This window comes from Solwaraspora sp. WMMD1047, from assembly GCF_029626155.1.
Taxonomy (GTDB): domain Bacteria; phylum Actinomycetota; class Actinomycetes; order Mycobacteriales; family Micromonosporaceae; genus WMMD1047.
Genome location: NZ_JARUBL010000001.1, coordinates 6,559,441 through 6,584,897, shown reverse-complemented (window position 1 = coordinate 6,584,897; position 25,457 = coordinate 6,559,441). Strand labels below are relative to the sequence as shown.

General features: G+C 72.0%; 18 protein-coding genes. 5 read left to right on the top strand and 13 right to left on the bottom strand.

Going from position 1 to position 25,457, the window contains the following annotated elements:
* Position 1 precedes the first annotated feature (1 nt).
* Positions 2–745 (bottom strand): HAD family hydrolase, encoded by a 744-nt coding sequence (locus O7627_RS30115; protein ID WP_278096831.1) that lies wholly within the window; start codon positions 743–745, stop codon positions 2–4.
* A gap of 107 nt (positions 746–852) precedes the next feature.
* Between O7627_RS30115 and O7627_RS30110 the strand changes: the two genes are divergently transcribed.
* Together O7627_RS30110 and O7627_RS30105 are read left to right on the top strand one after the other, a co-directional pair.
* Positions 853–1,824, top strand: a complete 972-nt coding sequence (locus O7627_RS30110) for a DMT family transporter (RefSeq protein ID WP_278096830.1) — start codon at positions 853–855, stop codon at positions 1,822–1,824.
* Between the two features lie 350 nt (positions 1,825–2,174).
* A complete protein-coding gene (locus O7627_RS30105; RefSeq protein WP_278096829.1) occupies positions 2,175–4,013 on the top strand; it encodes an HEXXH motif domain-containing protein in 1,839 nt (612 codons plus the stop codon).
* Between the two features lie 12 nt (positions 4,014–4,025).
* Here O7627_RS30105 and fxsT (O7627_RS30100) read toward each other — a convergent pair whose 3' ends face one another.
* Both fxsT (O7627_RS30100) and fsxC read right to left on the bottom strand, forming a co-directional pair.
* The gene (fxsT, locus tag O7627_RS30100; RefSeq protein WP_278096828.1) at positions 4,026–7,937 is read right to left on the bottom strand and encodes an FxSxx-COOH system tetratricopeptide repeat protein; all 3,912 of its coding nucleotides are present in this window, start codon (positions 7,935–7,937) and stop codon (positions 4,026–4,028) included.
* Between the two features lie 71 nt (positions 7,938–8,008).
* Positions 8,009–9,214 carry an FxsC protein gene (gene fsxC, locus O7627_RS30095; RefSeq protein ID WP_278096827.1) on the bottom strand — a complete coding sequence of 402 codons (1,206 nt, stop codon included), beginning with the start codon at positions 9,212–9,214 and terminating at the stop codon, positions 8,009–8,011.
* 389 nt (positions 9,215–9,603) lie between these two features.
* Here fsxC and O7627_RS30090 point away from each other — a divergent pair, with 389 nt between their 5' ends.
* Positions 9,604–10,953 (top strand): TIR-like protein FxsC, encoded by a 1,350-nt coding sequence (locus tag O7627_RS30090; RefSeq protein WP_278096826.1) that lies wholly within the window; start codon positions 9,604–9,606, stop codon positions 10,951–10,953.
* Positions 10,954–10,962: 9 nt separating this feature from the next.
* Positions 10,963–14,931: an FxSxx-COOH system tetratricopeptide repeat protein gene (gene fxsT, locus O7627_RS30085; RefSeq protein ID WP_278096825.1), complete on the top strand. Its 3,969-nt coding sequence runs from the start codon at positions 10,963–10,965 to the stop codon at positions 14,929–14,931.
* On the opposite strand, the gene O7627_RS30080 is transcribed toward fxsT (O7627_RS30085), so the two are convergent.
* The 5 genes from O7627_RS30080 to O7627_RS30060 all read right to left on the bottom strand — a co-directional run bounded on the left by O7627_RS30080 (position 14,928) and on the right by O7627_RS30060 (position 19,449).
* Positions 14,928–16,073 (bottom strand): FxsB family cyclophane-forming radical SAM/SPASM peptide maturase, encoded by a 1,146-nt coding sequence (locus O7627_RS30080; RefSeq protein ID WP_278096824.1) that lies wholly within the window; start codon positions 16,071–16,073, stop codon positions 14,928–14,930. The two genes, fxsT (O7627_RS30085) and O7627_RS30080, sit on opposite strands and share 4 nt — an antisense overlap.
* 28 nt (positions 16,074–16,101) lie before the next feature.
* On the bottom strand, positions 16,102–16,281 hold the full coding sequence (locus O7627_RS30075) for a hypothetical protein (protein ID WP_278096823.1): 180 nt from the start codon (positions 16,279–16,281) through the stop codon (positions 16,102–16,104).
* A gap of 124 nt (positions 16,282–16,405) precedes the next feature.
* Positions 16,406–17,752: a hypothetical protein gene (locus O7627_RS30070; protein ID WP_278096822.1), complete on the bottom strand. Its 1,347-nt coding sequence runs from the start codon at positions 17,750–17,752 to the stop codon at positions 16,406–16,408.
* A 109-nt stretch (positions 17,753–17,861) separates the two neighbouring features.
* On the bottom strand, positions 17,862–18,656 hold the full coding sequence (locus O7627_RS30065) for an SDR family NAD(P)-dependent oxidoreductase (protein WP_278098489.1): 795 nt from the start codon (positions 18,654–18,656) through the stop codon (positions 17,862–17,864).
* Between the two features lie 103 nt (positions 18,657–18,759).
* Positions 18,760–19,449 carry a DUF4190 domain-containing protein gene (locus O7627_RS30060; RefSeq protein ID WP_278096821.1) on the bottom strand — a complete coding sequence of 230 codons (690 nt, stop codon included), beginning with the start codon at positions 19,447–19,449 and terminating at the stop codon, positions 18,760–18,762.
* A gap of 115 nt (positions 19,450–19,564) precedes the next feature.
* Here O7627_RS30060 and O7627_RS30055 point away from each other — a divergent pair, with 115 nt between their 5' ends.
* Positions 19,565–20,515 (top strand): SDR family NAD(P)-dependent oxidoreductase, encoded by a 951-nt coding sequence (locus O7627_RS30055; RefSeq protein WP_278096820.1) that lies wholly within the window; start codon positions 19,565–19,567, stop codon positions 20,513–20,515.
* 7 nt (positions 20,516–20,522) lie between these two features.
* Here O7627_RS30055 and O7627_RS30050 read toward each other — a convergent pair whose 3' ends face one another.
* From O7627_RS30050 to O7627_RS30030, 5 genes are all read right to left on the bottom strand, one after another.
* Positions 20,523–21,551 (bottom strand): hypothetical protein, encoded by a 1,029-nt coding sequence (locus O7627_RS30050; RefSeq protein WP_278096819.1) that lies wholly within the window; start codon positions 21,549–21,551, stop codon positions 20,523–20,525.
* 68 nt (positions 21,552–21,619) lie between these two features.
* Positions 21,620–22,648: a LuxR C-terminal-related transcriptional regulator gene (locus O7627_RS30045; RefSeq protein ID WP_278096818.1), complete on the bottom strand. Its 1,029-nt coding sequence runs from the start codon at positions 22,646–22,648 to the stop codon at positions 21,620–21,622.
* A 364-nt stretch (positions 22,649–23,012) separates the two neighbouring features.
* Positions 23,013–23,348, bottom strand: coding sequence for a DUF4190 domain-containing protein (locus O7627_RS30040; protein WP_278096817.1), 336 nt, complete (start codon positions 23,346–23,348; stop codon positions 23,013–23,015).
* Between the two features lie 109 nt (positions 23,349–23,457).
* A complete protein-coding gene (locus tag O7627_RS30035) occupies positions 23,458–23,871 on the bottom strand; it encodes a CoA-binding protein (RefSeq protein WP_278096816.1) in 414 nt (137 codons plus the stop codon).
* A gap of 44 nt (positions 23,872–23,915) precedes the next feature.
* Positions 23,916–25,442 carry an Rv2578c family radical SAM protein gene (locus O7627_RS30030; RefSeq protein ID WP_278096815.1) on the bottom strand — a complete coding sequence of 509 codons (1,527 nt, stop codon included), beginning with the start codon at positions 25,440–25,442 and terminating at the stop codon, positions 23,916–23,918.
* Between the last annotated feature and the right edge of the window lie 15 nt (positions 25,443–25,457).

Below are 25,457 nucleotides of genomic sequence, written 5' to 3'. Positions count from 1 at the left end.
GTCAGCCCTGGACTGACGTCCCGGTCGCGGCCGGTGCTCGGCCGTCCCCGGTGGCCGGGTCGTCGCCCGTCGCCAGCGCCACCACCTCGGCCAGGGACCGCACCAGCGGACCCGACCAGGCCAGATCCGGATCGAAGACCAGATGACCGGCAAGGTCCGGGGCGGCCAGCCGGACCGCGGACAGGCCAGCCCGGATCGCCCCGGTCAGCTCCCGGCCACCACCGTCGCCGACGTAGAGGCAGTCCGGCGGCGCCACCGCGAGCCGGGCGCAGGCGGCCAGGTAGAGCGCCGGGTCGGGCTTGCACCTGCCCTCCTCGACCGACAGGACCCGGATGTCCAGCAGCGGAAAGACCGGCAGGTCGGGCAGGATGACCGGCAACTCGTGGGTGCAGTCGCTGATCAGGCCGGTCCGCAGCCCGCCGCGGCGCAGCGCCCGCAGCGTTTCGACCGCGTCCGCCCGCAGCCGGATGTCGGCCCGGACGGCGTCCAGCCGGGCCGCCAGCGCGGCGTCCAGCGCGGCGTCGGTCGGCCTGGTCCCGAGCCGCCGGCAGAGCCACCGCAGGCTGGCCCGCGCGTCCCCGAGCTGACCGCTGGCCCGGACCGGAAAAGACCGATCGAGTACGTGGATGAGCGCCTGCCGGTCACAGCCGAGCAGGTCGGCGACCACGTCGTGCCGCCTTCCCCGCTCGACGGCGTGACTGAGGGTTCCGAAAAAGTCGAAGATCACCGCGCGGAAGTGGGGCACGCGAACCAACCTCCGGACGTGGAGTGTGTGGATGAGCGCGGATCGTGAGGAATCGTAACGTCTCGTCTATCGAAAAGTCACCCGTTGTTACGTGTGACGATTTCTTCGTGCCGACCGCGTCCCCCGGGCCGGCCGGAGCCGACGAGCCGGTCCGGCCGGCCAGCCACCCGCTCTCCGGCGCCGCGGTGCTGCTCGCACTGCTCGCCGTCTCCTCCTCAGCCCCGCTGATCGCCTTCGCGGCGGCCCCTGCCCTGGCCCTCGCGTTCTGGCGCAACATCCTCGCGGCGGCGGTGCTCGGCCCGTTCGCGCTGCTCCGACGCCGGGCCGAGCTCCGGCTGCTGGCCACCGCGGCCGGACGCCGGACCGCGGGCTACTGCGTACTGGCCGGGCTGGCCCTCGCGGCCCACTTCGCCACCTGGATGCCGAGCGCCCAGCTCACCTCGGTGGCCGCGGCCGCCGCCCTGGTCGGCACCCAGCCGATCTGGCAGGGACTCATCGCGCTCGGCCAGGGCCGGCGGCTGCCGGTCGCGGCCTGGATCGGGATCGTGGTGGCGGTGCTCGGCGCCGGCTGGGCGACCGGCGCCGACTTCGGCACCTCCGGCCGGGCGTTCGCCGGTGATCTGCTGGCGGTGCTCGGCGGCCTCGCGGCAGCGGTCTACACCGCCCTCGGCGAGCGGGCCCGGGTCACCCTCAGCACCACCACCTACACCACCATCTGCTACGGGGTCTGCGCGTTCGCGCTGCTGGTGGGCTGCCTGCTCGGCGGGGTGCGGCTGACCGGATTCGACGGCCCCACCTGGCTGGCCATCCTCGGCCTGGTGGTCGGCGCCCAACTGCTCGGCCATTCGATGTTCAGCTACGCGCTGCGCCGGATCTCGGCCACCACGATCAGCGTCCTGATCCTGCTGGAGGCACCCGGGGCCGCGTTGATCGCCTGGGTCTGGCTGGGTCAGCTGCCCCGGGCGGCTGCGCTCCCCGGACTGGGCCTGCTGCTGGTCGGCGTCGCCATCGTGGTGCTCTCCGGCGCCCGCCCCGCCCGCCGGGCGGTGCCACCGGAGGCCGGGCCCCTGCCGTCCTGATCGGACTGCGGCACCTGGACCAGCCGGGTCGGACCGGTTTCGCGGGGCCGACCGCGGTCAGTGCCGTCTCGGCAAGACCTCCAACGGGAACTAACATCGGTGCAGATAAATGACGTCGGGGCGGCAAGGGCGCGGCTCCTGTCGGTGCCCGCTGCCGGCCGGCTCGCCCTTACCGGCTGCGGTACACCGCGAGCTCCCCCGCCTGGCCGGCGCGGCACCGCCTCGGTCGAGGAGCTGACGTAAGCGTCGAATCGCGTGCGGAAGGTTCCTGACGATGGCATCCGAGGCAATGGCTCAGGCGTCGGTCCCGACGACGTTCCGGCTCGGCGATTCGTGGGCGACGGACGCGCATGAATGTTGAGCTGTACCGGTTGTCCCATTCCCAGTTCCTCAGCATTGCGTCGGGCCACGGGCGGCCCGACGCCATCGAGGTTCTCGCCGCGAGTCAGCGCTCCAAACGGCGCCTGCTGTTGCTGGCGATCATCCAGTGTGTGGCCGGTTCCGAGCTTGCGGCGACGGTCGGGGCCGCGGTCGAGTTGTTGGTCGAGGCCGAGCACGTCCGAAAAGACGTGGTCCGGGCGGTCCTCGCGTATCCCTTCTTCGACAACTGGGCGAGTTCCTGGCTGAACCGGCTCGCTCAGGCCGGGGCGGCGGCCACCACGAACGCGGCCCTGCGCGACGATCTGAGCCACCTGACCACCCTCGCCGTCGCCGCCGCCGTCCAGGCCGGAATTCCGGTCGAGTTGACCGTGCCCAGCCGGGACGGGGTGGTGGTACTGCCCACCTTGGGAGCCGCCGTCGGCCTTGGCGCGGGGGAGGTCCGGATCATCGTTGATCGCTCCCGCGTCGTCTTCACCGGCAGCCACGGTGCCGTGGTGGTGCCGCGCCCCGTCGACGAACCGGCGCCGGGCTGGGAGCCGGTCCGCTCGGTGCGGGTCGAAGGCGCCTCCGACGGACATGTCCTGGCGATCGAGGACCTGGATCCGAACCGGGACTGCTATCAGTGGCAGGTGGCGCAGCGGCTGGACGAGGAGAATGCCGAACGGTTCGCCGACCACTGCCGCCGGGCCTGGGCACTGATCGTGGCGCACCACCCGGAGCACGCGGCGGGCATGCGGAGGGCGCTGAAGTCCCTGACCCCACTGGCGCAGACGGCCGCGGGAACCAGCCAGGGCGCGACCTCGTTCCGCGCCTTCGGGTCGTTGGCGGTCTCGATGGCAGCGCATCCGGAGAACCTGGCGATGTCGATGATTCACGAGTTTCAGCACATGAAGCTCTCCGCCGTCGAGGAGATCCACGGCCTCTACCGGTCGCGCAGCGGCTCCTACTTCGCACCGTGGCGGCTCGACCCGCGACCGATCCATGCGCTCATGCACGGGGCGTACGCGCACACCGGGGTCTGTGATTTCTGGCGACGCCGACGGACGGTGCTGGTCGAGCGGCCGGCGGTCCGCACCGCCCACTACGAGTTCGCGCTCTGGCGCCGGCTGACGATGCTCGCGGCCGACAGTCTGCTCGCCGCCCCGGAACTTACCGCTCGCGGTCGCCAGTTCGCCGGCCAGCTGCGCGCCACCCTGATCCGCTGGGGCCGGGAGCCGGTGCCGACGGAGATCGACCGGGCGACCGCCGATGCCGCCCTGGCGTACGAGGTGCGGTGGCGGCTCGTACACGGCAGGCCGGAGCCCGAGGATCTGGCCCGACTGGCGCGAGCGCCGAAGCCCCGATGGCTGCGGGTCGATCCGGCGGCGGTGGTACGGGTGGACCGGCCACCGCCGGCGGCCGTCGCCGTAGGTCCCGCGGAGCCGGCGTTCGCCCGCATGATCCGGGTCGGCACCATCGGCGCGGCGCCGGCCGGGCAGCCCGATCCGGCGGCGGCAGGCGCCGGCCCGCCCGAGCCCGGCACCGATCTGCCCTTCGAGCCAGCACTTCGCGACGGCGACCGGGCCTACCTTGCGGGTCGGTTCCGCGATGCCCGGGCGGCCTATGCGGCGGCGATCGACGGCGGCTGCCACTCCGGCTGGGTCGGCTTCGCCGTCGCGACGGCGAGGTCGGCGCGGGTGGGCCAGCGGTGGGCCCGGCAGATCGACCTCCTCCGGCAGGTGCACGCCGCGGGACAGGGCCGGGTGGGCGCGGCCGAGGTGGCGCGGTGGTGGCTTGACTCTGGCCGTCGTTCGCGCCACGCCCGGTAGCTGCCGGCCGGCCTAGTGCGGCTCCGGCTCGATGTCGGAGTTGATGCGTTCGCCGTTGCGGATCGCCAGCGTATTCGGGTGGTCGTCGCCAAGTACCTGCCGGGAGAGCCGGAGCGCCTCCTGTAGTTGGCGCCGGGCGTCCTGGGGAGCGCCGGTGTCGCGAAGGCTGACGGCGAGGTTCGAAGCGGCGGCGATCACCGTCGGGTGCTCCGGCCCGAGCGGCGCCAGCCGGCTGTAGCTGAGCTCGTCGAGGCGTCTGGCCTCCGTCAGATCGCCGGTGGCGTGCAGGGCGTTCGCCAGGTTGAGCCGGCAGACCAGGGTGTGCGGATGTTCCCCGCCGAGGGTGGTGGCGAGCCTGCCGGCTGCCTCCGCCAGGATCGGGCGCGCGGACCAGCCGTCGCCGGCCCGCATCAGGAAGATGCCGAGGTCGTTCTCGGCGGCCAGGGTGTGCGGGTTCGCCGGACCGTAGCTGTCCCGGTAGAACCGCTGCACCTGTCGCGCCAGCTCCTGCGCCCCGCTGTGGTCGCCCATCGCGGAACGTAGGCAGGCGATCTCCAGGGTGCAGGAGACGGTGTCCCGGACGCCGGGGCCGAGCACGGTGCGGGACCGCTTCTGGGTGTCCGCACCCAACTCGTTGGCTTCGGGCAGGTGGCCCATCCGTCGGAGCGTGACGGTGAGGCTCTTCGCGACCAGCAGGGTGAGTGGGTGATCCTCGCCGAGTCGGGCGCGGCAGGAGGCGAGGGCTTCCTCGAGCAACTCTCGGGATGCCGGATAGTTTCCGAGGTCACGATGGTCGCGGCCGTAGTTCATCGCGGAGAACAGCGTCCAGTAGTCGCGTTCGCCAAGGGTCTTGCGGCGGCGCCGCAGCGTTTCCGCGTCTATCTTGGCGGCCGCCGGAAAGTTGCCGTTGAGCCGCTCCGCCAGGGCGACGTTGTTCGCGGCGCTGAGGGTACGGGGGAAGTCGTCACCGAACGCCCCGCGCCACCGGTTCCAGATCTCATGGTTGAGTTGGAGGGCCTCGGCGTATCGGCCGGCGGAGAGCATGTCGGCCGCCAACCCGCTGGCCCCCTCGAGCCGGTACGGATGATCGGGGCCGAGCAGCGTGTCCAGCAGCGGTAGCACCGCCTCGCTGATGCGCAGCGACTCGGAATCGCGACCCGCCGCCCGGAGAGCGTTCGCGAGCTGGACCCGCATCCGCAGACTGAGGGCGTCCTCGTCGGCGTGGAGCTGGGACCAGCGCGAGTCGGCCCGGACGGCCAGCTCCTCCGCGCCGGCGGGGTCGCCGCTGAGGGTCAGATAGCGCACCATGTCGACGACGAACTGCCGGACCGCGTCGTCCCGGGAGTCCAGCGTCCCGGACGGCACCAGATGCGGGCGCAGCTCCTCAAAGGTCGACCAGTTGTCCCGGTCGTCCGGACCGCCCTGCCGCGCCGCCCCGGCCGCGGCGAGGATCTCCTGAACCTGCACCCGCGTCTCCGCCCTCGCCTCGACGCTCATGGCGTCCCTGATCACCTGTTGTACCAGCCGATGTACCCGGATCGAGTTGATTGCCGGATCGACCCGGGCCAGGGCGTAGCGTCCGATATCCTGGATCAGCGAACCGTGCAGCATCGGGTCTCGCATGCCCCGGTCGACCGCCACCAGATCCTCGACCATCCGCGGCGTGGAGAGCAGCCAGGTCGGGATCGGCTCCGGCGAGAAGAACGAGAAGAGCTCCAACAGCCGGGCGGCGGCGGGCCGGTTCTGCCGCAGCCGCTCCAGCGACAGGCTCCAGGTCGCCGCCGCCGAGTTCGGGTACCCCGGCGGTGGGCGCTCGGCCAGCACCTCGGAGAGCCGGGTGTCGAGCAGGTCCAGGTAGCTGCGTACCGGCATCGCGGTGGTGGCCAGCCAGGCGGCCGCCTGCTCCACGACCAGCGGCAGGTCGCCCAGTCGCTCGGCGACCGCGGCTGCGTCGGTCGACGGCAACGCCGCGACCCGGCGGGAGATGAGCTCCACGCTCTCGGCGCGTTCGAAGACGCCGACCTCGATGGCGTCCCCGACCTGGGCCCAGCTGGGATTGCGGGTGGTGATGATGACGTCGCCGGGACCGTCCGGGAGGAAGTCGCGCAGCTCTTCGGGGCTCTCCGGGTTGTCGAAAATGATCAGCCAGCGCGGCGAGCGGGTGCCCTGACGCAGGGCCTGCAGCACGGCGTCCACCTGTTCGTTGGTGGTCGAGCCGACGGGGATTCGCAGTGGTCCGGCGAGCTTGGCCAACTCGGCCCGGACGATCGGCGGCTGATCCGCCGATATCCACCAGACGATGTCGTAGTGGGCGGCGAACCGGTGGGCGTACTCCAGCGCGACCTGGGTCTTGCCGACGCCGCCGAGACCCAGCAGGACCACAGGTACGGCGGTGGTGTGCCGGAACAGCCGGACCCGAAGCTCCTCCAGCACCGCCTCCCGGCCGGTGAAGGCCGGGTTGCGGCCGGAGATTTTGCAGATCGGCGGTGGGAGTGCCGGGAACCGCGGCCAGGACGGCGACTCGCCACCGGTCGACAGCAGGTCGTGCAGACCGAGGGCGGCCAGGAGGACTTCTCGCGCCCGGGCCGCCGACACGCTGTGCAGGTCGACGATCTCGCGCTCCTCGAACGGCGCCGGCACCGCGGTGCTGTCCAGCCGGACCGGCACCAGGAACCGACCGCCGGGGAACTCCCGGTCCCGCCCACGCCGCCAGAGCTGCTCCGCGACCGGGGACCGGACGGACTCCTGGGAGATCAGCACGAGCATCCGGTCGACGTGCTCGACCGCGGCCACCGAGGCGCGCTGCTCCATCAGCCGGCTGGGCTGGCTGACCCGGCGCAGCTCCGAGCCGATCCACTCGGCCCAGATCCGGTCCCGAGCCGCGTAGCTGATCACCAGGTCGCGCTGGGTGACCGGGTCCCGCTGCTCGAACTCGGCCAGCCAGCGCTGCCGCTGCGGCTCCGCCAGGGTCGCCGGCAACTCGCACGGGGCGTCAATGATCATGCTGGTCAGCCGCTCGTACGCGGCCAGCAGGGAACCCTCCTGGCGGGGCCGGTCACCGAACGCCGAAAGGATCTCCTCGTACGCGTAGTAGGGCTTGTACGGGATCTCCACGGAACCCCAGTACTTGTCGTCGTCCTGCCGGTCCAGGGCGCGCACGAACTCTTCGAACTGCCGCCGGGCGTGGGTGCGGCTGCGTTCGAGCTTGGTCTGCTCACCGTCCTCGACCCGGGTCGGCACCGGCAGGATGCGGATCGGCCGCCGGCGCAGGTTGCGGATCGAGCGGGCCACCGCGACCGCGCCCTGGATGCTCTGGGTGCTCATCGTGAAGCAGTTGATCAACATGTCGGGGAGCACCACGGTGCAGATCCCCGCCGTGTCGCTGAGTCCGGTGCGGCTGTCGATGAGGATGAAGTCGTAGTGCCCGCGCAGGTCGTCGCGGAGCCGGGTCAGGAAGGCCGCCCCGCCGAGCCGGTCGTAGAAGTCGTCCCAGTTGAAGGTGCTGACCCGGGCCGAGTACTCCGGCCCCTGCCGGCCGGCCGGCACCAGGTCGATGCCGCCGTTGCCGGGGAACGGGAAGTCCAGCGAGCTGGCGTACCGCTGAATCCGGGCCAGCCGGGTGAGCTCGGCCCGGTCGAGCAGACCGGAATCGCCGTCGGTCGGCCGGGTGGCGGCGCGGGCGTACTCCCGGACGAGATCGATGACGCCGTGCGAGTCGCGCAGGTCCTTGTCCACCAGGAACGGATGGAAGTAGCGGTGCAGGCCGGGGGATTCCAGGTCCCAGTCGACCGTCAGCACCCGGTACCCGTTGCTGGCGAGCAGCCAGGCCACATTGGCCAGCGCCATCGTCCGGCCGGTCCCACCCTTGTACGAGTAGAACGTGATGATCGTGCCGGAGCGCTCCTGACCGTGAGGGCCGGTCATCGCCACTGTTGCACCGTCCCGCACTGTGGAGGACATTTGCGAGCCGGGCCCAGTATATGAAGGGGGCGCCATCAGGGCCCCTGCAGGATCGGCCGGTCCGGCGGCTCGTCCCCGGCCGGTCGGCGAAACACCCGGCCATGGCTGAAGATGCGATTCTGCGCCTCTTCGAGAGCGGTCACCAGGTCGATCTCAAATGATTCGGGACTGTCGATCTCGATCCGGACCAGTTGGTCACCCCGGTTGAGGTTGTGCGGGAACGTCCGGCCCAACTGGGCGCGCAACTCGCCCCGGTGCCGGACCGTCTCCGGATCGGTGCTGCTCGCCGGTGCCAGTACCGCCACCCCCGATTCGCCCCGCCCGTCGAACTCGGCGAGCATCCGCTGATAGCCGGCGAGCCGAGTCACCCAACTGTCCACCAGCAACACGACGATCTCGTTGTTCCGGCGGGCCTGGTCGACCCGATGGGCCAGTTGATCGAGATCACTGACGTCCGAACCGAAAAGCCGCTCACCGGCCAGGGCGCGGGCGTGGGCCACCAGCGGTTCGGCCAGCGTCGGATGATAGGCCGCCCAGTCCCGTCCGCGCTCGCCGTAGAAGCGGAGATCGTTGCGGACCTCGTCCATCTCGGACCGGGACCCGGCCGCCACCACGAAGTGCACCCGCTGGGTCGGCGCCTCGGCGAAGGCCAGCGCCTCCGGCGTCTCGGTCGTGGCGTCAGCTCCGCCGAGGTCGAACGCGTTCGGTATCCGGTCGGGGTCGAAGTCCGGTTCGGACTCCGGTAGCGGGTGCGTCTCCGCGCATGTCATGATCCGCCCCGCCAACTCGGCGAGGTAGGTCTCGTACTGTGGGCGTCGGCTGCGTAGCCGGATGAGCTGCCGGATCGGCTCGTTACCGAGTTCGCCCCGCCGGTCCCCGCCGCCTGGGTGCTCGGCCTCCCCGGCGCTGGACCAGAGAACCGGGATCAGCGCCGGTGGCCGCTGCCCGGTCGCCCGTTCGTAGCGACGGATCCGGTCGGCGAAGATCCACCACTGCCGCCCGTTTCGCTCACTGAGAAAATAGCGGGGTGAGCACAACGCGACAAACGTCCGGCAGGAGGTCAAAGCGTCCCGCGCGGCGATCGACCATGGCGCCCGGCCACCCGCGTCCGAGGCCTCGACGAAGCCGACGTCGCCAGCCACGTCGGCGATCTCTCTGATCGTGGCCGACAGGTCACGGAAGAACCGGAGTGCGTAGCTGTCGTCATCGCCAGCCGCACGACTCAGGAAGAACCGCAGCAACTGCTCCTCCCAAGGCGAGTCGTGCTCGTGTGCGCGCTCCTACTCTGGCTTGCCGAATTCCGCCATCGACACACTGCGCGGCCCATTCTGGACGGACCGGCCACGCATCCGCAAGACCCTGATCGGTCAACGGCGGACGTCGATCGGTCGGGTCGCTCCGGTGCCGCCGTGGTCCGCTCGCCCGACCTGCGCCAGTGGCGTGGTCGGGGCGATAGATCAGGTTCGACCAGCGGTAGGCAACAGGCATCAGGGTCGCGGGCGCGGCATGCCGATCCCCTTCAATCCGCTACCGCGCCGGCGAATCGACGTCAAGTCGCGTCCTGGCAGGACGGACGTCGAGAGTATTCCGGTGATACGGCCATTACCCAATCGAGACCGGACCGTGCATCATGGCTCTGCGGGATGTCTCGATCGCCAGCCGTGACGCCCGCTGGTCCTTCTTCCGCCATCTCGACGGGGGGTCCGACGTGCCCGCGCAGCATCCCGGTCAGATGCCCGGGTCGGCCGACGACGCTCGGCCCCGGCTCTTCTTCTTCCTCAGCTACGCGCGCAGCGACGACGATCCGTACGTCGAGCAGTTCTACCGGGACCTCTGTGGTGAGGTCCGGGTCCGGGCCGGGTTGGCCAGCAGCGAGGAGGTCGGCTTCTTCGACACGCACAGCATCGGCATCGGGGCGACCTGGTCGTCCGAGCTGGTGGACGCGTTGGCCGAGTCCGGTACGTTCCTCGCGCTCTGCTCACCGCGGTACTTCGTCAGTGAGGCGTGCGGTCGGGAGTGGCAGATCTTCACCGAGCGGGTCGAGCGGCAGCAGCGGGCCACCGGTACGCGGTCGCGGACCATCATCCCGGCGTTCTGGCTGCCGCCGCGGCAGGTGCCGGCGGCGGTGCAGCGGCTGCAGTACGACAGTGCCGCGTTCGGGCCGGGGTACCGCCGGGACGGGTTGCGGCAGTTGCTGCGGTTGCGTCGTAACCAGGACGAGTACCTCGACCTGCTGGCGGTGCTCGCCGACCAGATCGTGGAGAACGCCAGCACCGATCCGCTGCCGGCGATCCCGCCGCCGGAGCGGGTGGAGTTCGTGCGGGCGCCGAGTGCTTTCCACCCCGCCAACCACCGGGCTGAGCCGACCCCGTGGCAATCCGCGGCGGCGCGTACCGACCATGTGCACTTCGTGATCGCGGCGCCGAATCGGGAGGAGGCGAGCGCCGTGCGGCGCGACGTCGACTACTACGGCGAGTTCCCGGTCGAGTGGGCGCCGTACCTGCCGACGATGGCGGACTCACTTGCCGACTTCGCCCGGGCGGTGGCCGCCAAGCGCGGGCTCACCTCAGAGGTGTCGGCGCTGTCCGGGTCCGGTCTGGAGACCGCCGGTGGACGGATCGTGGTGTTGCTCGTCGACGCCTGGGCGACCCAGATCGACGAGCTGCGGCGCGCCCTGGTGGAGCGGGAGATCCGGGCGGCGCCCGCCGAGACGGCGATGGTGCCACGCAACCATGAGGACCAGGAGACGCACGAGAACTGGCGGCTGCTCTCCGACGGGCTGCGCAGTGTGTTCCTGCGGCGGGTCGCGGCCGGTGAGGCGTTCGCCTTCCGGCCGGACATTCTCAGCCACCGGGCCTTCGACGAGGACCTGCAGGTGGTGCTCGAAGTGGCCCGCAACCGGGTCTTCTCGCAGGGTCGCGGGCCGGCAGACGAGCCGCCCGGACCCGGGCGATCCCGTCCCATTCTGGAAGGACCCTGAGGAGGGGCAGTGACGGCAGATCCACCCCAGGCGCGTCGACGGCCGGGCCAGATCATCACCTTCTACTCGTACAAGGGCGGCACCGGGCGGACGATGGCGCTGGCCAACGTCGCCTGGATCCTGGCCAGTAACGGGTACCGGGTGTTGGCGGTGGACTGGGACCTGGAGTCGCCCGGCCTGCACCGGTTCTTCCACCCGCTGCTGGCCGACCCGGAACTGCACACCTCCGACGGTGTGATCGACCTGGTCCGGGAACTCGCCGAGGCGGCCGTCCAGCATCAGCAGACGGTCCCCAACGGGACACCGGCGGAGCCGGTCCGCCCCGACGTCCGCCGGTACGCGGTCTCGCTGGACTGGCGGTTCGCCGACGGCGGCGAGTTGGACCTGCTGCCCGCCGGCCGGCAGGGGCCGGCCTACTCGGCGACCGTGAGCACCTTCGACTGGCCCAGCTTCTACGACCGGCTCGGTGGCGCCGCCTTCCTCACCGACCTGCGCCAGAACCTGCGGGACAGCTACGACATCGTCCTGATCGACAGCCGGACCGGGCTCAGCGACAGCGCCGGGATCTGCACGGTGATGCTGCCCGACACCGTGGTGAACTGCTTCACCCTGAGCACCCAGAGCATCGACGGCGCGGTGGCGGTGGCCCGCTCGATCCGCAACCTGCGGGTCGACGAACCGATCCGGGTGCTGCCGGTGCCGATGCGGGTCGAGGAGGGGGAGAAGAACAAGCTCGACGCCGGTCGCGAATACGCCTGGCTGCGGTTCGCGTCGCTGCTGGAGCACCTCGACCCGGAGGCCAGGGCGCGCTACTGGGCCGAGGTCGAGATTCCCTACAAGGTCTACTACGCGTACGAGGAGATCCTGGCCGCCTTCGGCGACCGGCCCCGGCAGCCGAGCACCCTGCTGGCCGCGTACGAGCGGCTGGCCGGGGTGATCGGCGGCGACCTGGAGCGGCTCGCCCCGTTCGACGATCCGGTGCGGCGGTACTGGCTGTCGAAGTTCGAACGCACCCGGCCGCGGGCGATGACCCGGGTCCTGATCAGCTACGCCGCCGAGGACCGGATGTGGGCGGAGTGGATCGCCGGGGCGCTCAGCGAGGTGGGGCTGCCGGCGGTGCTGCGTGACGTGGCGGCCGCCACCGAGGCGGAGCCCGGGTCGGACCAGGCCGGGGCCGAGGCCGACCAGCCCGGCCCGGAGGCGTGGGCGGACGCGGACCTGGCCGCGGTGGTGCTCTCCGCGGCGTACCGGGTGCCGCCCGAGATCGTCGCCTGGCCGCAGCGGCAGCTCGGGTCGGCGCCCGGGCAGCGCCGGTCGAACCTGCTGACCATCTCGGTGGACGGGACGACACCCCCGGCCGAGCTGGCGGAGTTCGGGGCGCTGGAGCTGTCGGGAATGTCCGCCGAGCGGGCCCGGGGGGCGCTGCTGGCCGCGCTCAACCGGCCGACCGCCGAGCCGCCGGTCGGCGGCGAGAGTCCGGACCCGCCCCGGTTTCCGGCCGACCCGCCCCGGGTCTTCTGGCTGCCACTGCGCAACTCCAGCTTCACCGGCCGCCGCCGGCTGCTGGCCGCCATCCGTGACCACCTGTCGGCCCGCTCCGGTGCCGGCTCGGTGTTGGCGTTGGCCGGCCTCGGCGGCGTCGGCAAGACCCAGATCGCCACCGAGTACGCCCACCGGTTCGCCGCCGACTACGACCTGGTCTGGTGGATCTCGTCGAGCCAGAGCAGCATGGTGCGGGCCGGCCTGGTGGACCTCGCCGACAAGCTGCGGATTCCGAAGACGGACACCACGGCCGAGCGGATCCGGCTGCTGAGCGAGGCGTTGAGCCAGGGCCGGCCGTACCGGCGCTGGTTGTTGATCTTCGATAGCGCCGGCGAACCGGCGGACCTCGCGGACGTGCTGCCCGGCGGGCGGGGACACGTGCTTGTCACCTCGCGCAGCCCGGCGTGGGCCAGCGCCGGTGAGCTGATCGAGGTCCGGCCGTTCGGCCGGCGGGAGAGCATCGAGCTGCTCCGGCTCCGCCGGCCGGCGCTCACGGTCGACGAAGCCGACCGGGTCGCCGAGCGGCTCGGCGACCTGCCGCTGGCGATCGAGGTGGCCGGCTCCTGGCTGGCGGCCACCGGCATCCCGGTGGACCGCTACCTCGCCCTGGTCGAGCACCAGCTCTCCCGGCTGCTGACCGAGAACCCGCCGGCCGGCTACGAGCGGGCCGGCGAGGTGACCTGGCTGCTCTCGCTGGACCGGCTCCGCCAGGAGAGCCCGGCGTCGGCCCGGCTGGTGGAGTTGCTGGCCTTCTTCGGGCCGGAGCCGATCCCCTCGTCGCTGCTCTACAGCCGGGCCTTCATCGCGGCGGTGGCGGGCGACGACCCGGAGCTGCGAGACGACGCCAACTACGGCCGACTCATCGCACAGGCCCGCAAGTACGCGCTGGTCAGCCTCGACGAGGGGCAGGGCAGCCTGCAGATGCACCGGTTGGTGCAGGCGGTGATCCGGGAGAGCCTGCCGTCGGAGACGGCGGAGTCCTACCGCGATCAGGTGCACCAGATCCTGGTCGCCGGTTATCCGGGCAGTTCGGAACGGCCGGAACACTGGCCCGGGTTCGCGAACCTCTGGCCGCACCTCGTCCCGTCCCGGGCGCTGCGCTCCACCGACGAGGAGGTGCGTCGCCTCGTCCTGGAGGTGGCCCGCTACCTCTACCTGCGCAGCGACACCGCGAGCAGCGCCGACCTGCTGCGGGCCGCGCTCGACGCCTGGTCCGCCCGCTGGCCCGCCGACGACCAGAAGATTCTCAAGGCCAAGATGTTCCTGGGCAACGCCCTCCGTCCCGAGGCGGATTTCAACTCGGCCCGGCGGTATGACGAGGAGGCGTACGCGGGACTGATGGCGACGGTCGGACCGCGGCACCAGGACACCATCATGTGCATGTCCGGCCTCGCCGCCGACCTGTGGGTCACGATGGAGTTGCGCCGGGCCCGCGAGCTCACCGAGGAGGCACTGCGCCAGTCGACGGACCTGCTCGGTGCGGACCATAGGCAGACGCTGCGGGCCACCAACAACGTCGCGGTCAGCCTGGAACAACTCGGCGAGTACCGGGAGGCCCGGCGGCTGCACCAGACCGCGTACGACGGCCGACGACGCACCCTGGGCGAGCGGTTTCCGGACACCCTCTACTCGGCGAACAGCCTGGGCCGGGTGCTGCGGCTCACGGGCGACCTGCGCGGCTCCCGCCGGCTGCTGGAGACCGGCCTCGCCGTGCACCGGGACGTACACGGGGACAGCCACGCGGACACCCTCCGCACCGCCGTCGAACTGTCCGCCACCCTCCGCCGGCTCTGGGACCTCGACCCGGCGTACGCCCTGGCCCGGGAGACCTACGCCGCCTACGAGGCGACCCGTTCCGCGCACAGTCTCGACCGGCTGGCCTGCGCCAACACCCTGGCACTGACGCTCTCGGCCCTCGGCAACCAGGTGGAGGCCGTCCGACTCGGCCGGGAATGCAGGGACCGCTACCGGGAGGCGATCGGGGTGAACCACATCTGGTCGCTGGGGGTCGCCGGCAACCTGGTGGCCTACCTGCGCCGGCTGGGCGAGGTGGACGAGGCGCGGCAACTGGCCGACGAGGTGGTCGACGGTCTGGACGCGGTGGTCGGGCCGGACCACCCGTACACGTTGCAGTGCCGGATCATCGCGGCACACGCCCGGTTCGTGGTCGGCGAGGTCGAGCAGGCGCGGGAGATCGAAGGTCGGGTGTTCGCGGTGATGACCAAACGGTTCGGCGAGACCCACCCGGACCGGCTGGTCGCCGGTTGCAACCTGATCTCCAGCCGGGAGGAGTTGGGCGACACCGACGGGTTGGCCGAGTTCCGGGCCAGTCTGCTGGCGGTCGCCTCCCGGGCGCTGGGCCGCGAGCACCAGATCGTCGAGGCGATCGCCCGGGGTGAACGGGAGGAGTGCGAGATCGACCCGGGCCAGGTCTAGGCAGGTGGTCGGGCGCCCGCCGGTTCGGGTCGAGACGGGCGCAGGTCTGCGCTGAGCCGGGTGTGCACGTGCCGGATCAGCGCGGCCAGGTCCGGGCAGTAGACCGACGGGTTGTCGAAGCCGTTGTCGGCCCGGTAGCGGTGGGCGTAGAGGCCGCCGCCGCAGACCCGCACCAGCGGACAGGCCCGGCAGGTGGCGGCCAGTCCGGCCAGCCCGGACTGCCGGGCCCGGAACTCCGGCAGGGCGAGCACGTCGTCGAAGCCGGCCGACCGCAGGTGCAGGCCGGTCGCGGCCATCCCGTCCTCGGTGGTCTTCAGCGTGTCGCCGTGCTCGATCGTGCCGTCGGTCTCGATCGTGAGCAGGTCGACCGGACCCAGTCCGACCGCCTCGCTGCGGCTCGCTCCGCCGAGCAGCAGGTCGATAAGCGCCTCGAAGAGCCGGATGCCGGTGCGCTGCGGCCGGGTCGCGTACCACCGGTCGAAGATCGGGATCAGCCAGTCGGCGTACGGTGTCGTGCCGTCGTTCGGCGGCCGGCCGGGTGGCGCCGCGGTCCAGTTGCCGTGCGGGAGGAGGAAGTCCAGCCGGGGCGGGTCGAACTCCAACAGGCTGCGGTACACCTCGATCGGGTCGTTGAGCAGATCGATGGTGCTGAGCACGCCGCCGTAGAGGTGCCGGCGGTCGGGGCCGGCGAGCAGCCGCAGCGCCCGGGCGACGCTGCGGTAGCTGCCCCGGCCGCTGGGGAAGATCCGGTGCCGGTCGTTGCCGGTCTCGCCGGCGTCCAGGCTGACGCCGACCCGGATGTCGTGCCGGTCGAACAGGTCCAGAAAGTCGTCGTCGAGGAGTACGCCGTTGGTCTGCAGCCGCAGATCCACGCGGGTGCCGGCGGGCGCCGCCGACCGGAGGACCTGGGCGGCGTACCCGATCAGGGTTTTCCGGGCCAGCAGCGGTTCACCGCCGTGGAAGATGACGGTGACAGCCGGGAGGTGGTGTCGTGCGGCGTGTTCGGCGATCCGGGCGGCGGCCAGCTCCACGACCGGCTCCGCCATGGTGACCGGCTGGTTCCGCCAGCTCTGGTCCACGTTCTGGTAGACGTAGCAGTAGTCGCAGGCGAGGTTGCACCTACTGTGGATCTTCAACAACACCTGCCGGATCGGGGACCCGGAAGGCGGCTCAGATGTAGTTGTTGAACGCCGCCACGGTGTCCTGGGGCTGCCGCTGGGCCGCATCGATGACCCTCCGGATCGAGTTGGCCAGGACAGAGTCATTCTCGTCCAGGTCCAGCACCTGAGCCAGCGGAATCAAGTCGAGGTCGACCAGGTGCCCCTCGACGTCGGGACCCAATGCTTCCATGCCGCCCTCGTCCTCCGCGCATGCTCCGCTGCGAAACGTTAGGGCAGAGGTTACAGGTCAGGAGCGAGCGGTGGGGCGGGTACTGGCGGTAGTGGATTGTACCTGCCAATCCATCAGAAGTGGCTCACCCGACGACCGGTTCGCCCGTGTCGAACCAGATGTTGCTCGGCCGGTCCCACTCGACTCCCGGCTGGTCGGGGCGGGCGATCACGCCGTACCGGTAGTCCCGGCCGAAGGTGTTGGCCCGGATCACGATGCCGGATCCGGTCAGGTCGGCGCGGACCCCGATCGAGTAGTTGCCGCCGGTGCAGTAGTTGCCCTCCACGAGCACGTTCCGGACCGCCGACCGGGGCTTCGAGCCGATCATGAGGCAGGCGTTCATCGGGTCTGCTGTGTCGGGTCGATAGGCGTCCAACCGGTTGCGGCGGACCACGATGTCGCTGCCGCCGACGGCCTGGACGGCATCGTTGTGGGTGTTGGCGGTCCGGACCAGCCGATGGACCCAGGAGTCGACGACCGTGCTGCGCGAGCCGACCCGCGGGCCGTCGACGCTGCTGTGGATGTCCGCCCGGCGCACCGTGTAGCCGACACAGCAGATCGCCGCGGCGGTACGCCCACCGCCGTCGATCTCGACATCGGTCACCAGCAGGTTGTCCGCGGTGCCGAGCATCCGGATGGCGAAGGCCGGGCCATGGCAGGTGATCCGGGTGTTGCGGATGGTGACGTTGCTGGCCCGGACGAGCACGCAGCCCTCGACGTCCAGGCCGTCGACCACCTGACCGTCGTGGCGCAGATCCAGCGGCCCGGATCTGGTCAGCACGGTGCCGGCGGGAACCCCGGTGGAGTCCGGGCCGGGCCAGGACCCGAGCGGAGTCGGCGCCGAGGCGGCCACCCGCCGAGGGGTGACCGCCGGCCCCTCCACCGCGCCGACGTCGGCCGGATCGGCGGCGACGGTGATGCTGCCCGGCACGGTCTCGGTGTACGGCTCGCCGTCGACGGAGGAGTCCAGGATGGTGGCCGGCGCGTCCAGGGTGCGGGCGAAGGGCCGGCCACAGCCGTGGGTCCGGACCCGCACCGCGGTGTACTCGCCGGGCCCGACGGCAACGGCGTCGCCGGTGGCGCCGACACAGTGGATCTCGCTCTCCTCGATCACGGTGTCCAGCACCCCCGGCCGGATCGTGACGGCCGAGGCGCCGTCCACCACGATCAGCACCCGCCGCAGGGTCACCCCGTCCGCCGCGATCTCGATCGGGCGGCTGATCGTCGATCCGGTCACGGTGGCGTTGGCCTCGCTGACGACGAGCGGGCCGGCCTCGGTCGGCCCGGGCCAGGCGACGATCAGCCAGAGACTGGCGCCGAGCACGGTCAGGCAGACCGCGAGGACGGCCAGCGGCCGCCACGGACGGGCGGTGGACGGGGTGTCGCCGCCACCCCGGAGAGCGGCGGGTGGGAAGGGGTCGACATTGTTCATGCGGAGTCCTCGGGTGCGCAGCCAGCAGCGGAGGCTCCAGAACGAACGTTACTCCCGGTAAAGGAGTCCTGCCCGGCGCTGCGCTGGCGGATTCTCGACAGGGGAGTTGTCAGCCGAGGTCGAGAAGGCGCCGGCTGGCCTCCCAGAGCCGCCCGGCCAGCTCCGGATCGGTGGTGCCCGGCCACGGTCGACGCAGTCGCCGCCGCCGGTAGTAGCCGCCGTTGGTGAGCGCCGCCCGGTCGGCGTGGGCCAACCAGACCAGCGTCCGGGCGCCCCGGGCCGGCGATGGCAGGAACGGCAGGACCCGGATCCCGAGCGCGGTGATCGGGTTGGCGTCGACGATCCGGGTCCGCACCGGGCCCGGGTGGTACGCCGCGGAGAACACCTCCGGCCAGCGCCGGGCCGCTTCGGCCGCGAACAGGACGTTCGCCTGCTTGCTGGTGGCGTAGGCCCGGAAGGGCCGGTATCCGCGCAGCTCGGCGTTGAGGTCGTCGGGATCCAGCGCGCCGAGCCCGTGCGCCCCGGAGGCGGTGCCGACGATCCGCCCGGTCCGGTCGCGGAGCAGCTGGCTGAGGAGGAAGGGCGCCAGGTGGTTGGTCTGCATGGTGAGCTCGAAGCCGTCGACGGTCACCGTCGGCTCGGCCACGATGGTGCCGGCGTTGTTGGCGAGCAGGTCGATCCGGTGGTAGCGGTCGCGCAGTTGGCCGGCGAGGCGGCGGACGTCGTCGAGCCGCGCGAAGTCGGCCCGGAAGGTGGCCGGCGGGGCGCCGGCGACCTCGCGTACCCGGTCGGCGGCCGATCCCAGGCGGGCCGGGTCGCGCCCGACCAGGACGACCTCGTCGCCGCGGCGGGCCAGCTCGACGGCGGCGGCCAGACCGATGCCCGAGCTGGCCCCGGTGATCACCGCGAGTCGGGCCGGTGGCGTCGCGGGCGACGGCGGAGGGCCGGGTCGCCGCCGCCCGACCCGCACCTCCGCCTGCCCTGCCCGCCGGGACCGACCCGGCCGGTCAGTAGCCGCTGTTCTGGTCCGCGTTGATCGCGAGGGCGATGCCGATGCCGATCGCGATGGTCGCCAGCACCGCGATACCGGTCGCGATCCAGCCCATGATGATGCCGGCGAGCGCCATCCCGTCGCCGCCCTCGCCGCTTTCCCGGATCCGCTTCTTGGCGGCGTGCCCGAGCAGCGCGCCGACCACGCCGATGTAGCCGCCGAGCCCGTAACCGCAGAGCCCGAGTAGACCGATGATCGACACCACCATCGACGCGATGGCGAGCCCGTTGGTGGGCTGGGCGGCGGCCGGGTATCCGTATCCCGGGTACGCCTGGCCGGGGTAGCCGCCCTGGGCCGGATAGCCGCCGGCCGGCGGGTAGCCGCCAGGCGCCGGGTATCCGTCCGGGCCGACCGGCTGTCCGCTCACCGGCTGCCCGCCGATGGGGTGGCCGCTGATCGGCTGCCCGCTGACCGGCTGGCCCGGTGGTGGCGGGTAGCCCGGCTCGGGGTAGCCCGGCGGGGGGTAGCTGGCGCCACTCGGGTCCTGGTACGCGGGTTGGTAGGTGGGGTCCTGATAGCCCGCCGGCTCCCCGCTGACCGGGTGACTCTGCTCCGAGCCGGACGACGGTCCGGACGACTGCCCGGACGATTGTCCGGGCGGCCAGGACGGGTCGCTCCAGTTGCCGGGTTGCTGGGGATTGGTCATGAGGTCTTCTCCGTAGGCAGGGGATGCGCGCCGTCAGGGTAGTCCTCGCCGGCCAGCTTCGTCGCTCCGGCGCTGCGACGTTGCCCGGGTCGGCCGGACCGGGCAGGATCTCGGCATGGCATTCGACGCGCGCGCCGGGGACAGATCGGCGAACCGGCCCAGGCGGGACGCCACGCGTCCGGCGCTGGGCCGCCGGAACCGGACCGTCTCGCTCGGCAGCGGACTGGCTGACCCGCCGTCAGGCACGATCGACGGGGCCGGCCCCGACCTGGACGGTCCGGCCCGGCAGCCGGAGCCCGAACCGGTCACCGAACGGCTCGACGGCCGGGTCGCCCTGGTCACCGGCGCCGGCAGCGTCGACGGCATCGGGTACGCGACCGCCCGCCGGCTGCGCGTGCTCGGCGCCCGGGTGGCGATCGTCTCCACCACCCGCCGCATCCACGACCGGGCCGGCGAGCTCGGCGCCACCGGCTTCGTCGCCGACCTCACCGACGAGGCGGAGGTGGGCGCGCTGGCCGACGCCATCGCCGAGCAGCTCGGCGAGGTGGAGGTCCTGGTCAACAACGCCGGGTTGGCCAGTCGGGCCAGTCCGGAGGTGCTCCGGCCGGTCGCCCAGCTCAGCTTCGACGAGTGGCACGGCGAGATCGACCGCAACCTGACCACGGCCTTCCTGTGCAGCCGGGCCTTCATCGGCGGGATGGCCGAACGCGGCTGGGGCCGGATCGTCAACCTGGCCGCGACGGCCGGACCGGTGAACGCGCTGCCGACCGAGGCGGCCTACGCGGCGGCCAAGGCCGGCGTGGTGGGGCTGACCCGGGCGCTGGCGATGGAGATGGTCGCCGACGGGGTGACCGTGAACGCGGTGGCGCCGGGGACGATCTACACCGCGGCCTCCACCGCCGCCGAGGTCAAACAGGGCATGGGTACGCCGGTCGGCCGGCCCGGCACGCCGGACGAGGTGGCGGCGGCCATCGCCTTCCTCTGCTCGCCCGCGGCGTCGTACATCACCGGGCAGATGCTGGTGGTGGACGGCGGCAACAGCGTGCGCGAGGCGCAGTTCCGGTAGGCGCGGCTCAGCGGTGGGCGGCCGGTAGCCCGGGCGGGACGTAGAGGCCGAGCCGGCAGGCCCGCAGGATGGCCACCTCCCTGGTCGGCGCGGCGAGCCTGGCCGTGATGAGCGCGACGCGGTCGGCGACGCCGGCCGGCGACGTCCGGAGTGCGGTGGCGATCCGCCGGTCCGGCCAGTCCTCGGCCAGCAGGCCGAGGATCTCCAGCTCGTGGCGGCTCAGGCCGTGCTGGTCACCGGGCGGGGAGAGGGTGACCACCGCGACCAGGTCCGGGGTCGGGCTGGCCGCGGCCAGCGCGGTGACCCGGAGCAGCCGCTGGTCGGCCGGATCGGCGCCGACCGGGCAGCGGAACGACAGGTGGGTCTCGCCGTCGGTGAACCGTCGTCCGACGACGGTGAGCGGGCCGGCCCCGCTGGCCAGCAGTGGATGCCCGGCCAGGCCGGGCAGCGGCAGCGGCTCGAATTCCCGGGTCAGAGCGACGCCGGCGGTGGCGTCCCGGACGATTCCGGCCAGGTCGGCGAGGGAGCGCAGCGGGTCGAGCGCGGCGGCGATCCTGGGGGCGAGGCGGCCGACGAGATCGAGCGCCTCGTCGGTCGGGTGGTCGGCGGTGTCCAGGTGTAGCAGGAGAATGCCGAGGTAGCGGCCGTCCGGGGTGAAGAGCCCGGTGCCGAGACCCTCCTTGAAGCCGGCCGGCCGCAGGTGCAGGTCCCAGGCCGGCAGCGCCGACTCCGGCACCGGCGAGGTACGCAGACAGAGCGCCCCGGGGCTCCGGTTGACGCCGGTCAGCTCGATCTGTTCGAACGTCTCCGAGCCGGCGAGGTAGTGGCGGAACCGCTGCTCGTGGCCATGGTTGAGCAGTTCGGTATGACCGAGATGTCCCATCGCGAGCAGGCCGATCCAGGCGGCTTGGAACGGCACGATCCGGCTGAGCGGGCAGAGCAGCGCCGCCGCGCGGTCCCTTATCGACATCGGGGTGGCTGCGATCCGTGCCACCTCACTGGCGACATCCAGGCTGGCACGAGCGAACTTGGTCACCTTGACCTCGACGGATTGTGGATTCCAGAAATTGTGGCCGGTCGTGATCGGCCAGTCGGGGTGGTTCGTCATTCTTGGCGGTGCCGGTGCTGATGCGGGACGTAGAGACCGAGTCGGAGCGCGCGCACCGCCGCCACGGTCCGGGTCGGAGCGGCCAGCTTGGTCATTATGTGCTCCACATGGGCCGCGACTGTTCGTGTCGCGATGTGCAGCTTTTCCGCGATTCGCGAATTGGGCCATCCGTCGACCACGAGGCTGAGCACGTCGACCTCCCGTGAGGTCAGGCCGCGCAGGTCCACGGTGGCACAGATCAGCACGATCGCCGCGAGGTGGTCCGGTGCCTCGGTGGGCGCGGCCAGGGTGGCGATCCGAAGGTGCCGGGGATGTTCGGCCGCCGGGTCGGGCCAGAGGAAGGAGGCGTACGGCTGTCCGCCGGCCAACTGGTCCCGGACCGCGGCGAACAGCGGCGAGCCGGCCCGCAGGACCGGGTGGTCGGGCAGTCCGGCCAGCGCGAGCGGGATGCCACCCCGGGTGAGTACGACCCCGGCGCTGGCGTCACCGACCATCCTGGCCAGCGGGGTGAGTGTCCGCATCGGATCGATGGCCTGGGTGATTGTCGCGCCGAGCGTGCCGACGAAGTCCCGGGCCTGGTCGGTGGGGTGCTCCTCGGTGCTGGTGAAGACGGTGAGGACCCCGAGGTGCCGCTGGCCGGGGGTGAACAGGCTGAGGCCGAGGGCCTCCCGGAAACCCTGCGGGGTCAGATGTTCGGCCCAGGTGGAGAGGTCGCTGGCCGGGACGGGCGAGTCGCGCAGGCACATCGGGCCGCGCGGCGAGGCGAGGCCGACCAGCTCGATCTCGGCGTAGAACTCGGACCCCGTCAGGTGGGTACGGGTGCTTTCGGTGTGACCGTCGACGGCGAGTGTCACGAGCTTCAGCCGGTCGGGATCGAGGAGTGCGACGAAGTAGCCCTCGAACGGAATCAGGCGGCGTAACGGCTCGCAAATCGCGCTGGCCCGTTCTTCGATGGTGGCGGGCTGGGCCGCGATCCACCGGAGTTCGGCGGCGACCTCGGCGGCGCCGGCCGGCAGGTCAGCCAATCAGATCATCGGTACTCATGGGAGCGCGACCTCCGCTGAATCGGTAATCCTGCCAATCGACAGCACCGACGCATGCTGGTGCGATCGCAGTAGGAAGCAAACTGCGATCGTGCGCCGTGGGGAAGCGACCGTCGCAAAGAGCCTGCCACACGGGGGCGGCCGGGTGCTCGCGGCGGACCGCCTAATCAGGATTCACCCGACCGGGTGAATCCACCAGATCTGCGACCCTGCGGACCGGTTTCGCATCGACCTGGCCGATGTCGACGGGTCGCGGCGTTACGCCCGGTCGCGGTAGGCGTGGGGGGCGCGCTTGGCTCCGGCGCGCTCCCCACCCCGGCTCGGGTCGGGGCCGGTGTCGGGTAGGTCAGTAGGTTCCGCTGTCGGCACCGGCCCAGACCACCAGCGCCAGCCAGGCGCAGCAGCCGATCAGGTAGAGGCCGGTGAAGATGTAGCTCAGCACGAGCCCGGCGGTGGCCAGGCCGCTGCCCTGCTCGCCGGTCTGCCGGATCTGCCGCCGGGCGAGGTGGCCGAGGACGATGCCGACCGGGGCGAAGATGAACGCGAACACCAGGGAGAGGATCGCCATCACGTTGGTCCCGGCCGGTTGCCCACCGCCGGGCCCGTGGCCACCGCCGGGCCCGTAACCGCTGTACGGGGGTTGCTGGGGATCTGGGGGTTCGCCAGGTGGTGGATAGCTCATCCGATTTGCCCTCCTTGTCCCGAGATTACCCGGCCGGACGAGACTTTTCCTCGCGGTTCCGGCTACTGCCCGACCCGGGCGGCCGGATGAGCCCGGCCGGCTCGTCGGGTCAGGGCTGGTCGAGCCGGGTGAGGTTGCCGGCGGCCCGCTCCACCGCCATGCAGTGGTCCTCCACGTAGTCGATGCCCGCCTCGGTGGCGATCTTCCGAGCCTCGGCGGAGACGATGCCGAGCTGCAGCCAGACGGCCGGGGCGCCGATCGCGACCGCCGCGCGTACCACCTCCGGGGCCTCCTCGGCCGGCCGGAACACGTCGACCAGGTCGACCGGGTGTGGGATGTCGGCGAGGGTGGGGTAGACCTTCTCGCCGAAGAGTTCACCACCGGCCGGGCTGACCGGGATGATCCGCCAGCCGTTGCGGCGCATCTGCAGCGGCACCCGGTGGGCTGCCTTGAGCGGGTCACGGGAGGCGCCGACCACGGCGATCACCGCGGAGTCGGCCAGGATTTGCTGGGGATCGCGCATCTGGTGACTGTAGCCCCGATCGGCGCGTTCGCCAGCCACGCCGCTCAGAGCAGGGTGAGCTGCTCCGTGTCGACCGGCGCGGGGCCGGCTCCGTCAGCCGGCTGGCGGGCCCGGGCCGGGTCGGTGCGGTCCAGGCCGTATCGGCGGGCCGCCAGCCGGACCCGGGCGACCAACTCCCGCTGGTAGTCCTTCGGCAGGTAGGAGCCGCGGCCGTACAGTTCCCGGTAGCGGGGCAGCAGAGCGGGGTGTTCGCGGGCGAGCCAGGCCGCGTACCACTCGCGGGCGCCCGGACGCAGGTGCAGCGGGAGCGGCGTCACACTGGCCGCGCCGGCGGCGGCGATCGCCGCCACGGTGGCCTCGATCGACTCGTCGGTGTCGGTGAGGCCCGGCAGGATCGGCGCCATCAGGACGCTGACGTCGAAGCCGGCCTCGGTCAGGGTGCGGACCGCGTCCAGCCGGCGGGCCGGGCTGGGGGTGCCGGACTCCACCGAGCGCCACATCGCCTCGTCCACGAACCCGACCGAGAATGCCACCCCGACCCGGGTCACCTCGGCGGCCTGCCGCAGCAGCGCCAGGTCGCGCAGGATGAGTGTGCCCTTGGTGAGGATCGAGAACGGGTTGGCGAAGTCGCGCAGCGCGGCCAGGATGCCGGGCATCAGCCGGTAACGGCCCTCGGCCCGCTGGTAGCAGTCGACGTTGGTGCCCATCGCGAGGTGCGCCCGGCGCCAGCGTGGGGCGGCCAGCTCCCGGCGGACCACCTCGGCCGCGTTGACCTTCACCACCACCTTGCTGTCGAAGTCCCGGCCGGCGTCCAGGTCGAGATAGGTGTGGGTGTTGCGGGCGAAGCAGTTGTGGCTGACCACGCCGTTGGCGATGAAGTCGCCGGTGCCGGTGGTGATGTCGTAGAGCGTCCGGTCGGCGCCGAGCGGCTCGATCGACCGCACCCGCCGGGCCACCCGGCGATCGAGCGCGACTCCGGCGGCCACGTCGTCGTCGATCGCGAGCAACCGGTCACTTGTCGTCAGGTAGGGGCGGGGCGGGCCGTCGCCTATGGTGGGGCCGGTGACGTGTTTCCAGCCGCGCTCGGTCAGAAACCGGTGGTCGCCGCTCGCGGTCAGCTCGCCCCCGCCGTCGAGGAGGAGCCGGTACGCCGGCTTGACCGTGGACCAGTGCGCCAGCACCTCGGTGACGACCAGGCGGCGGTGGTTGTCGGTCGACCGGGTGCCGTAGATCTTGTCGCCCGGGGTCAGTTCGGCGAGCGGCCGGGAACCACCGTCGGCCAGCAGGATCTCGGTGTCGCCGGCGAGGCAGTAGCTGCAGGCGTGCCCGCAGCCCCGGTAGGGGTTGATGGTCCACTCGAACGGCACCCGGGAGGTGCCGGGCACCCGGTTGAGCATCGACTTCGCCCGGACCTCGTAGAAGGTCATCCCGGCGAAGCCGGGGGTGTCGAAGGTCCGGACGACCGCGCCGGGCAGCGCCAGCGGCAGTGGTGCTGCCGCTGGCGCCGTCTCCCCGCCCCTGGCCGGGGCCCCCGCGTCGTGGGGAGCCGACGTGAGGTTGGCCCAGCGCATGGCGAGTATTCGAAC

What these genes read in the sequence shown, in the direction of transcription:
- O7627_RS30090 (WP_278096826.1), top strand. Translation starts at nt 9,604, where the DNA reads ATGGCTCTGCGGGATGTCTCGATCGCCAGCCGTGACGCCCGCTGGTCC.
- O7627_RS30030 (WP_278096815.1), bottom strand. Translation starts at nt 25,442, where the DNA reads ATGCGCTGGGCCAACCTCACGTCGGCTCCCCACGACGCGGGGGCCCCG.
- O7627_RS30075 (WP_278096823.1), bottom strand. Translation starts at nt 16,281, where the DNA reads ATGGAAGCATTGGGTCCCGACGTCGAGGGGCACCTGGTCGACCTCGAC.
- O7627_RS30040 (WP_278096817.1), bottom strand. Translation starts at nt 23,348, where the DNA reads ATGAGCTATCCACCACCTGGCGAACCCCCAGATCCCCAGCAACCCCCG.
- O7627_RS30105 (WP_278096829.1), top strand. Translation starts at nt 2,175, where the DNA reads ATGAATGTTGAGCTGTACCGGTTGTCCCATTCCCAGTTCCTCAGCATT.
- O7627_RS30070 (WP_278096822.1), bottom strand. Translation starts at nt 17,752, where the DNA reads ATGAACAATGTCGACCCCTTCCCACCCGCCGCTCTCCGGGGTGGCGGC.
- fxsT (WP_278096828.1), bottom strand. Translation starts at nt 7,937, where the DNA reads ATGACCGGCCCTCACGGTCAGGAGCGCTCCGGCACGATCATCACGTTC.
- O7627_RS30055 (WP_278096820.1), top strand. Translation starts at nt 19,565, where the DNA reads ATGGCATTCGACGCGCGCGCCGGGGACAGATCGGCGAACCGGCCCAGG.
- O7627_RS30060 (WP_278096821.1), bottom strand. Translation starts at nt 19,449, where the DNA reads ATGACCAATCCCCAGCAACCCGGCAACTGGAGCGACCCGTCCTGGCCG.
- O7627_RS30035 (WP_278096816.1), bottom strand. Translation starts at nt 23,871, where the DNA reads ATGCGCGATCCCCAGCAAATCCTGGCCGACTCCGCGGTGATCGCCGTG.